This window comes from uncultured Eudoraea sp., assembly GCF_947260015.1.
In the GTDB taxonomy this organism is placed as follows: Bacteria; Bacteroidota; Bacteroidia; order Flavobacteriales; family Flavobacteriaceae; genus Eudoraea.
The window spans coordinates 1-8,109 of sequence record NZ_CAMYOM010000036.1; the positions used below are offsets into that span (position 1 = coordinate 1).

Annotated in this window: 8 protein-coding genes; all 8 read right to left on the minus strand. The window is 36.1% G+C overall.

Translation table 11 applies throughout. The annotated features are described in order from the left end of the window. Window positions 1-130 precede the first annotated feature (130 nt). A complete protein-coding gene (gene proC / locus Q0X66_RS13235) occupies window positions 131-928 on the minus strand; it encodes a pyrroline-5-carboxylate reductase (protein ID WP_297707153.1) in 798 nt (265 codons plus the stop codon). A gap of 45 nt (window positions 929-973) precedes the next feature. After that, window positions 974-1,948: an N-acetyl-gamma-glutamyl-phosphate reductase gene (argC, locus tag Q0X66_RS13240; RefSeq protein ID WP_297707155.1), complete on the minus strand. Its 975-nt coding sequence runs from the start codon at window positions 1,946-1,948 to the stop codon at window positions 974-976. Next, entirely contained in the window at window positions 1,941-3,131 is a 1,191-nt protein-coding gene (locus Q0X66_RS13245; RefSeq protein ID WP_297707157.1) for an argininosuccinate synthase domain-containing protein, read from the minus strand. Before Q0X66_RS13245 ends, argC begins: the two co-directional genes overlap by 8 nt. Then, the gene (locus Q0X66_RS13250; protein ID WP_297707159.1) at window positions 3,128-3,742 is read right to left on the minus strand and encodes a GNAT family N-acetyltransferase; all 615 of its coding nucleotides are present in this window, start codon (window positions 3,740-3,742) and stop codon (window positions 3,128-3,130) included. The genes Q0X66_RS13245 and Q0X66_RS13250 overlap by 4 nt, the downstream gene beginning before the upstream one ends. A gap of 206 nt (window positions 3,743-3,948) precedes the next feature. Beyond that, window positions 3,949-5,310, minus strand: coding sequence for a mannosyltransferase (locus Q0X66_RS13255; protein ID WP_297707162.1), 1,362 nt, complete (start codon window positions 5,308-5,310; stop codon window positions 3,949-3,951). A 136-nt stretch (window positions 5,311-5,446) separates the two neighbouring features. Next, complete coding sequence (locus Q0X66_RS13260; protein WP_297707164.1) at window positions 5,447-6,934, minus strand: cellulose synthase family protein; 1,488 nt, start codon at window positions 6,932-6,934, stop codon at window positions 5,447-5,449. 1 nt (window position 6,935) lies between these two features. Beyond that, window positions 6,936-7,625 carry a glycosyltransferase family 2 protein gene (locus Q0X66_RS13265; RefSeq protein ID WP_297707165.1) on the minus strand — a complete coding sequence of 230 codons (690 nt, stop codon included), beginning with the start codon at window positions 7,623-7,625 and terminating at the stop codon, window positions 6,936-6,938. 241 nt (window positions 7,626-7,866) lie between these two features. Continuing rightward, window positions 7,867-8,109: 4Fe-4S dicluster-binding protein (locus Q0X66_RS13270; RefSeq protein WP_297707167.1), on the minus strand; the 243-nt coding region annotated here is incomplete at its 5' end.

Here is an 8,109-nt window from a genome sequence, read left to right on the forward strand (position 1 = left end):
TGTATCTCCCTTATCATCAGTAATAACAATACCCTTAGCTGTAACCGGGGTTACATCATATAGTGGGTATACATCAAATAGTTCCATTTATTGTTTTTTATAAAGGTTGATAAGTAATTTATCTCAAGGCCTAGTTCTTGGTTTTCAATTCATTTATTTTCTCAAAAGAAGTAACTATTCCTCTGATAAGAGAAGAACTTAAACCCTGATGCTCCATTTCGTTTAGTCCCTGAATAGTACAACCCATAGGGGTGGTTACCTTATCTATTTCTTCTTCAGGATGATTCCCCGATTCTATGAGCAAGCCAGCTGCTCCATTACAAGTGTACATGGCAAGCTCCTGTGCCTCTTTGGCATCGAAACCTAACTGAATAGCACCTTGTGTTGTTGCCCTTATGAGTCGCATCCAAAAGGCTATACCACTTGCGCATATTACAGTTGCTGCCTGCATTTGATTTTCAGGTATTTCCAGGGAATAACCCATTCTGTTAAAAATCGCTTTTGCCAGGTCTATTCTTTTTTGACCAGCTATATTGGAGCAGATGCAGGTCATAGATTTCCCAACGGAAATGGCCGTATTGGGCATACTACGAATGATATGCTTGTCCTTTCCAAGAATGGCTTCCATATTTTCAATGCTGAAACCAGTTATCGTCGAGATTATTACATGCTTATCCGTAAGAATATCTTTAACTTCTTCCAGGATCATTGCAAAATCTCTGGGTTGAACTGAAAATATTAAAATATCAGATTTTTTAACCGCTTCCCTATTGTCCGAGCCAACCGTTACATTTCCATATTTTTCATATTCCTTTATACTATCGATGTGTCTTTTGGTCAGATACATTGTAGTAGCCCCGTTGCTATGTAATATGCCTTTAGCAACAGATAATCCTAAATTCCCTGCTCCTATAATCGCTATTTTCATAATTACTCTTTTATGATCTGGTTATTTTTATAATTCTCACTTCTTTTAATAAACAGCTGCTTTTAAATTTAATCCCTCACTTTCATCAAAATCAAACATTAAATTCATGTTCTGAATGGCCTGTCCGGAGGCCCCTTTAAGCAAATTGTCAATTACAGATGTTATTAATAGAACATCCTTGTACTTGTGCAGGTGAATATGACAATTATTTGTATTCACCACTTGTTTTATGTGAACCGGCTCTTCCGAAATCATAGTGAATGCGGCATTTTTATAGAAATCATGATATAAACCATAAGCTTCCGCCTCACTTCCTTCAAACTTTGTGTATGCCGTGCTGAGAATACCTCTGGAAAAGTTCCCCCGGTTGGGTATAAAATAGAGTTCTCCAACAGCTTTTTGCAGCGATTCGAGACTTTCATTTATTTCTCCAAGATGTTGATGAGTAAAGGCTTTATACCAGGATGCATTGCTATTTCTCCAGCTAAAATGTGTGGTCGCCGATGGCATTACTCCAGCACCCGTGCTTCCGGTTACTGCATTCACATGTACATCAGAATTCAATAGTTGTGCATTGGCCAGCGGGAGTAAACCTAATTGAATACAGGTGGCAAAACAACCCGGATTGGCAATATATCTGGCACTACTTATTGCGGTTCTGTTTAATTCGGGAAGGCCATACAAAAATTCTTTTCCGCCAAAAGAGGCATCTTGCATTAATCTGAAATCGGTGCTTAAATCAATAATTCTTGTATTGGGAGAAAAAGAATAGTTGTTTAAAAAACTTTTGGAATTTCCATGGCCCAGGCATAGGAAAAGGACATCAACTTCGGAATTTACCGAATCTGTAAAAGTCAAATCCAGAATGCCTAATAAATCTGTATGGGTCCCGCTAATTTTTTTACCCGCTTTTGTTGAACTGTATACGAAATCTATGGTTACCTTATGATGATTTTGCAAAAGCCTGATTAGCTCTCCGCCGGTATAACCGGACCCCCCAACAATACCTGCTTTAATCATGATTCTGAATTATTTGATTCGCTATTTTTCCGGGATTGGATAGAATTTTAATGAAACCCTTTGCATCATCTGCTGTCCAGGCTTTATTAGTTTCTCCGTAATTACCAAAAGAAGCATTCATTAAATCATTCTCAGATTTAATGCCGTTCAATTCAAATCGATAAGGGTGTAAGCTTACCGAAACCTCCCCTGATACATTTCTTTGGGTATCCATCAAAAATGCTTCTATGTTCCTCATCACTTCATCAAGATAATTACCTTCATGTAAGAGCATTCCGTAAAAATTCCCAAGTTGCTCTTTTTGAAATTGTTGCCATTTACTAAGTGTGTGCTTTTCTAATAAATGATGGGCCTTAATAATAATAAGTGGTGCCGCAGCTTCAAATCCTACTCTTCCTTTTATACCTATAATAGTATCACCAACATGTGTATCTCTTCCTATGGCATATTTGGAGGCTATAACATCCAGGGCCATTATATTTTGAACAGGAGTACCCTTTTGACCATTGATAGAAACCAATTCACCCTTAAAAAAGTTCAGTTTAATATCTTTTGATTCTTTCGTAATTAATTGTGAAGGGAATGCAGATTCCGGTAAGGGCAAGTCAGAGGTAAGCGTTTCATCTCCACCTACCGAAGTGCCCCATAATCCTTTGTTTATCGAATATTTAGCTTTCGCCCAGGAATACTCAATACCATTTTCCTGCAGGTATGCTATCTCCGCTGCTCTGGACAAACTTTTATCTCTTATTGGCGTAATAATTTTGATATTAGGCGCAAGAATCTGAAAAATCATATCAAACCGCACCTGATCATTACCTGCTCCGGTGCTTCCATGAGCAATATACTCAGCACCAATTTTTTTAGCATGGTTCACAATTTCGATAGCCTGAACTATTCTTTCGGCACTTACGGATAAAGGATAAGTATTATTTCTTAACACATTACCATAAATAAGGTACTTTACTACCTTTTCATAAAAATGTTCCAGTGCATCAATAGAAGTATAGCTGGAAGCACCTAACTGAAGCGCCTTTTCTTTAATAATCGCAATTTCTTCTGGGGAAAATCCACCGGTATTGACACTTACTGCATGTACCTCAAAGCCTTCTTCCTGGGATAAATATTTGGCGCAGTATGAGGTATCAAGTCCACCACTATATGCCAAAACTAATTTTTTCATTTGTTCTTTCTTTTAAGAAATAATTGCTCTTTAATTCTTTTAAGCCTTTTAAAAGCCTTATCATTTAGCTTTTCTTTCTTGGCCACGGCCAGATCGGGGTCATATAACATACCTGTACACAGGCACATTTTATAATCGGTCCTGGTAAGTACATCAAAATTTTTGCATGTTTGGCATCCTTTCCAAAAGGCCGGATCATCAGTTAATTCTGAAAAGGTAACCGGTTTATATCCTAATTCGTAATTCATTTTCATTACGGCAAGACCGGTTGTAATACCAAAAATTTTAGCTTCCGGGAACTTTTTTAATGAAAGCTCAAAAATTGTTTTTTTTATTTTTTTTGCCAAGCCTTGATTTCTGTAATCAGGATGAACGATAAGTCCTGAGTTTGCTACAAATTTTTGATGCCCCCACACTTCTATATAACAGAATCCGGCAAATTTATCCCCGTCCAAAGCAATGACTGCATTCCCATTTTCCAGCCGTTTCATTATATACTCCGGCGTTCTTTGGGCAATACCGGTTCCCCTCACATTAGCCGATTCGGCAATAGTGTCACTAATTATTTTGGCGTATTTAAAGTGCGATTCGTTAGCAATTAATATTTCCATTGCTAGTTTTTTTAAATGGTAAAAAATATTTGATTTGATAGTGCGGAAATGGACTCACCTATTTCCAGGAAAGAATACACCCTTACGGGCGTGGACGTACAAAGGAGCGCACGGGAACAGAATTCCAAAGAGGTAAAGTTATGTTTGTGCATTTTTTCATTGCGGATCAAATGTACAAATTAAATTGAACTATCATAAATTGCGTTCTAATTTTTACGAATTAGTAATTTTTGACCTTTCAATTTAAATATTTCGTAAGTCATAAATCCAAATACTGTGAAATATTCAATTAATATAAATCCAAGATTCTCTTTAAATTCAGGATTCGCATAGGCAGAATAACTTAAAATGATCACTAATGACCAGGCCAGAGGGAAACGGTAATCTGTAAAAACGGACAAACCTACGAGGAAAATTATATACCACGGGTGCACCGTCGGGGACAGGAAGTAATAGAGTACGAGCACCCAGAACATAGAACTTATCAGGACTGATAACTTTTTATTATCCCTTAAAAAAGTAAGTAATAACACAAAACCTATCATTATATATGGCACTAATTTTCCATAGGTTTTAATTAACTCCCATGGCTTGGCATCAAATTTTATAGCTATCTGTTTAATAAGATTGTAGATGCTGGCATTAAATTCAAAATTAGAAAACCACAAGCCAACAGTATCGGTGTAATTGTTTATGAATTCTGATGAGTAAAATGGTAAAACACCTATTAAAATAATTAATCCCAGCATTAGGTAAAATTTTATACTTTTCCTTAATCCAAAATAGGTAATAAACAAAGGGAGGAACATTAAGGGTAAGAGTTTCACCGAAATGGAACATGCAAATGCAATGGCTGCAAACAACCACTTATTTAACGAAAGGAAACACAAACCCCAAATAAAGAAAAATAGCATTACTCCTTCAAAATGAAGATTACCTGTAAGTTCTATGATTACCAGGGGATTTAAAAAATACCAAAAAATAAGATGTGGTGATCTGTTTAAGTGACGTAATAATTTCTTTCCAAAATAATAGATTCCAATATCGGCCAGTATAATAATAGATCTCATGGCTAATAGGGATCCCATAATGCTCTTCCCGCCCAAAAAGGCAGAAATAGCAAACAGTAGTTGATTTAAAGGTGGATAATTACTAAAATGTCTTGCGCTTAAAGAACCCATACCATTGTGCAATTCTTTAGCATTAGCCAAAAGTATCTGGCCATTTTCCATAATAGCATCTGGTGTCTGTAAATACGGGTTTATACCGGAGAGTACTAATTCACCATCCCAGATAAATCTATAGAAATCCTGAGATAAGTTTGGTTCGACTAAAAGAAAAATCAAACGAAAAAGAATACCTGAAATAAGAAGAAAATTAAAATTCCACTTTTCAAATTGAATCAACTTATAACAGAGAAAAAAAAGGGCAAAGAAAAGGCTGATAAGCTTTATTAAATCTGTTCGTTTAAGGTCATAAGCGAAGCTGGTATAGAACAAGAGACTTGCCAATACCATGAGAATTGATAATTTGTGGAGATTCCAATAGGAAGAAATCCTTGAAGCCATTGGTCTTTATAGTTTGGTCTCTACAAAGTACACAATAATTGATAATTTTCAAGCACTTTAAAGTGGTATAAACCTTCAACTACAAAAATCCAGAGAATCTCAATTCGGGCTGTAAGTAAAGCTAATAATTATGGAATTACGCCTTGGCCGATAGCGATTTAAGAGCTACAAAACCGAATCCCAGGAATAGCATAAAATGAAATGGGAACAAACCAAAATCATTTAGCGGAATAGCGCTGTACATTCCAAAAAGGAAATAGATCATCAGGCCGAACTCAAGAATCATATTGGGAGATATCTTTTTAACCAGGTATTTATTGCCTTTCCAACTGTCTGTAAGATTATTTATATTGAATTTTGGTGTCCGTACAAATTCACTTCTTTTTCCCATATGGCCTTCAAGAACAGCCACTGAATTGTGTAAAGAGAAGCCCAGAGCTACCGAGAAAAATGTAAAAAAAAGTTTTATATAATCAACAAAATTATCAAAACTACTCCCCTGTATACTTTTATAGGTGAACCAATAACATATGAATAGTATGACCGTACTTAATATGAAAAAGCTGGTTACTTCAAATATCCAACCTAAATGACCATACATGTTCTTTATATAAAGCATTGGAATACTCAATACAGCTACAATAAAAACAAACAGGAACATGGAACTGTTTAACAGGTGCAATACCCCATGAAATTTAGTTTTTAATGAAATATTCTTAGCGGCGATAACATTCCAAACGGTCTTTTTAAAGTTTTCTGCCCCACCTTTATTCCATCTGAATTGTTGAGACCTCGCAGCGCTAATAACTACAGGAAGTTCTGCAGGAGTTTCAACATCTTCAAGGTATTTGAATTTCCAGTTTTTTAACTGAGCTCTGTAACTTAGGTCCAGGTCCTCAGTTAAAGTATCACCTTCCCAGTTTCCGGCGTCCAGAATACACTCTTTTCTCCAGATACCCGCAGTACCGTTAAAATTAATAAAGTGACCCTTTGAATTTCTTCCAACTTGTTCAAGCGTAAAATGTGCATCAAGTGCAAAAGCCTGAATTTTTGTAAGTGTAGAATAATCCCTATTAATATGCCCCCATCTGGTTTGAACAACACCTATTTCCTCATCTTTAAAATAAATAACTGTTTTCTTCAACCAATCGTAATCCGGAAGAAAATCGGCATCAAATATAGCTATGAAATCACCTTTTGCTATTTTCAGACCTTCTTTTAGGGCCCCGGCCTTATAACCCGACCTGTTTGCTCTTCGAATGTGCTGTATATCTAATCCGGTTTCCTGCAGAGCTTTAATTCTTCCTGCTGTTTCTTCAACCGATAACTTATCTGTGGAGTCGTCTAAAACCTGAATTTCCAGTTTGTTAGTAGGATATTCTATTTTGGAAATATTTTCGAGTAAACGCTCTACAACGTATTCTTCATTGTAAATAGGCAACTGAATAGTTACAAAGGGAATCTCCTTTGCGTCCAGTAAATTATATTTAGGGGCAACCTCATTTATTTTCTTATTCCCCAAATAATTAACTAATAAGTTTAATTGTGCCAGGCTGTAAAAAAAGATCAGTAATAAGGCTGTGCTGTAAATCCCGATAATAATGTAAGCAATAGTTAGTCCCATATTATTTTAAACTGTATTTAAAAATCCAAGCCAATATTTTAACGCCTGCAAAGATACTACCTTTTACTGTACCAGACACTTTAGATACACCAATTCTTTTCTTGTAACGCACTGGTATTTCGATATATGACATTTTGTTCTTAAGTGCTTTTAGTTGCATTTCAATGGTCCACCCGTAGGTTTTGTCCTCCATTTCCATCTCCAAAAGCTTCTCGTATTTAATTGCCCTGAAAGGTCCTAAATCTGTAAAAGTTGAAGCAAAAAATATTTTCATTAAAAATGTGGCTAACTTATTGCCAAAAATTTGCTGCGGAGTCATAGAGCCATCCTCACGCAATGCTTTTGATCTCGCTCCGATCACCAAATCTACATTCTCATCCAGAATAGGTTTTACTATTTTACTTAGCTCTTCCGGGTAATCTGAATAGTCTCCATCGATAAATACGATAATATTAGGCTTTCTGGACTTTTTAGCTATGTAATCCATACCGCAGAGACAAGCATATCCATAGCCTTTTCTAGTTTCATTTAACACTGTAGCTCCTGCTCTTGTTGCATTTATTGCAGTATCATCTGATGAGTTATTGTTTACAACAATTATTTCAGAAACTATGGCTGGAATTTCCTGAATGACCTTTGCAATAGAATTTGCTTCATTATACGCCGGAATTATAACCATGATATCTGCCATACCCTCTAAAATGATTCGTTATTCTCCACGTGTAAAACTTTTTATAAGATTCTTCATTAATTCTCTCCTGGCATTTGTCAATGCCTTGCAAAAATATCACTATTTAGGGCACTATCAATACCTGAAATAATTCTTTTTAAGTCGATTTTATTAAGGAGAACGCAATAAGCGCGGACAATATGAAACACGGGTAAAATAAGATATAAAAACGGTAATGAAGTAAACTGGTATTAAGTAATATCTATTTTTGGTTTACCAGGGTCATTAAATCTACATCATTGCCTAATAAGACCTCATTGCCATCAATTCGTCCTTTTAAGGGGCCATTCTCAAGTTTTAACACACCTCTCGGGCAGACTGCAGAACATATGCCGCAACCAACACAACTTGAGCGCACAATGTTTTCACCTTTCTGAGCATAAGCACGTACATCAATGCCCATTTCACAATACGTAGAACAATTCCCGCATGAAATACATTGGCC

What these genes read in the sequence shown, in the direction of transcription:
- proC (WP_297707153.1), bottom strand. Translation starts at nt 928, where the DNA reads ATGAAAATAGCGATTATAGGAGCAGGGAATTTAGGATTATCTGTTGCT.
- argC (WP_297707155.1), bottom strand. Translation starts at nt 1,948, where the DNA reads ATGATTAAAGCAGGTATTGTTGGGGGGTCCGGTTATACCGGCGGAGAG.
- Q0X66_RS13245 (WP_297707157.1), bottom strand. Translation starts at nt 3,131, where the DNA reads ATGAAAAAATTAGTTTTGGCATATAGTGGTGGACTTGATACCTCATAC.
- Q0X66_RS13250 (WP_297707159.1), bottom strand. Translation starts at nt 3,742, where the DNA reads ATGGAAATATTAATTGCTAACGAATCGCACTTTAAATACGCCAAAATA.
- Q0X66_RS13255 (WP_297707162.1), bottom strand. Translation starts at nt 5,310, where the DNA reads ATGGCTTCAAGGATTTCTTCCTATTGGAATCTCCACAAATTATCAATT.
- Q0X66_RS13260 (WP_297707164.1), bottom strand. Translation starts at nt 6,934, where the DNA reads ATGGGACTAACTATTGCTTACATTATTATCGGGATTTACAGCACAGCC.
- Q0X66_RS13265 (WP_297707165.1), bottom strand. Translation starts at nt 7,625, where the DNA reads ATGGCAGATATCATGGTTATAATTCCGGCGTATAATGAAGCAAATTCT.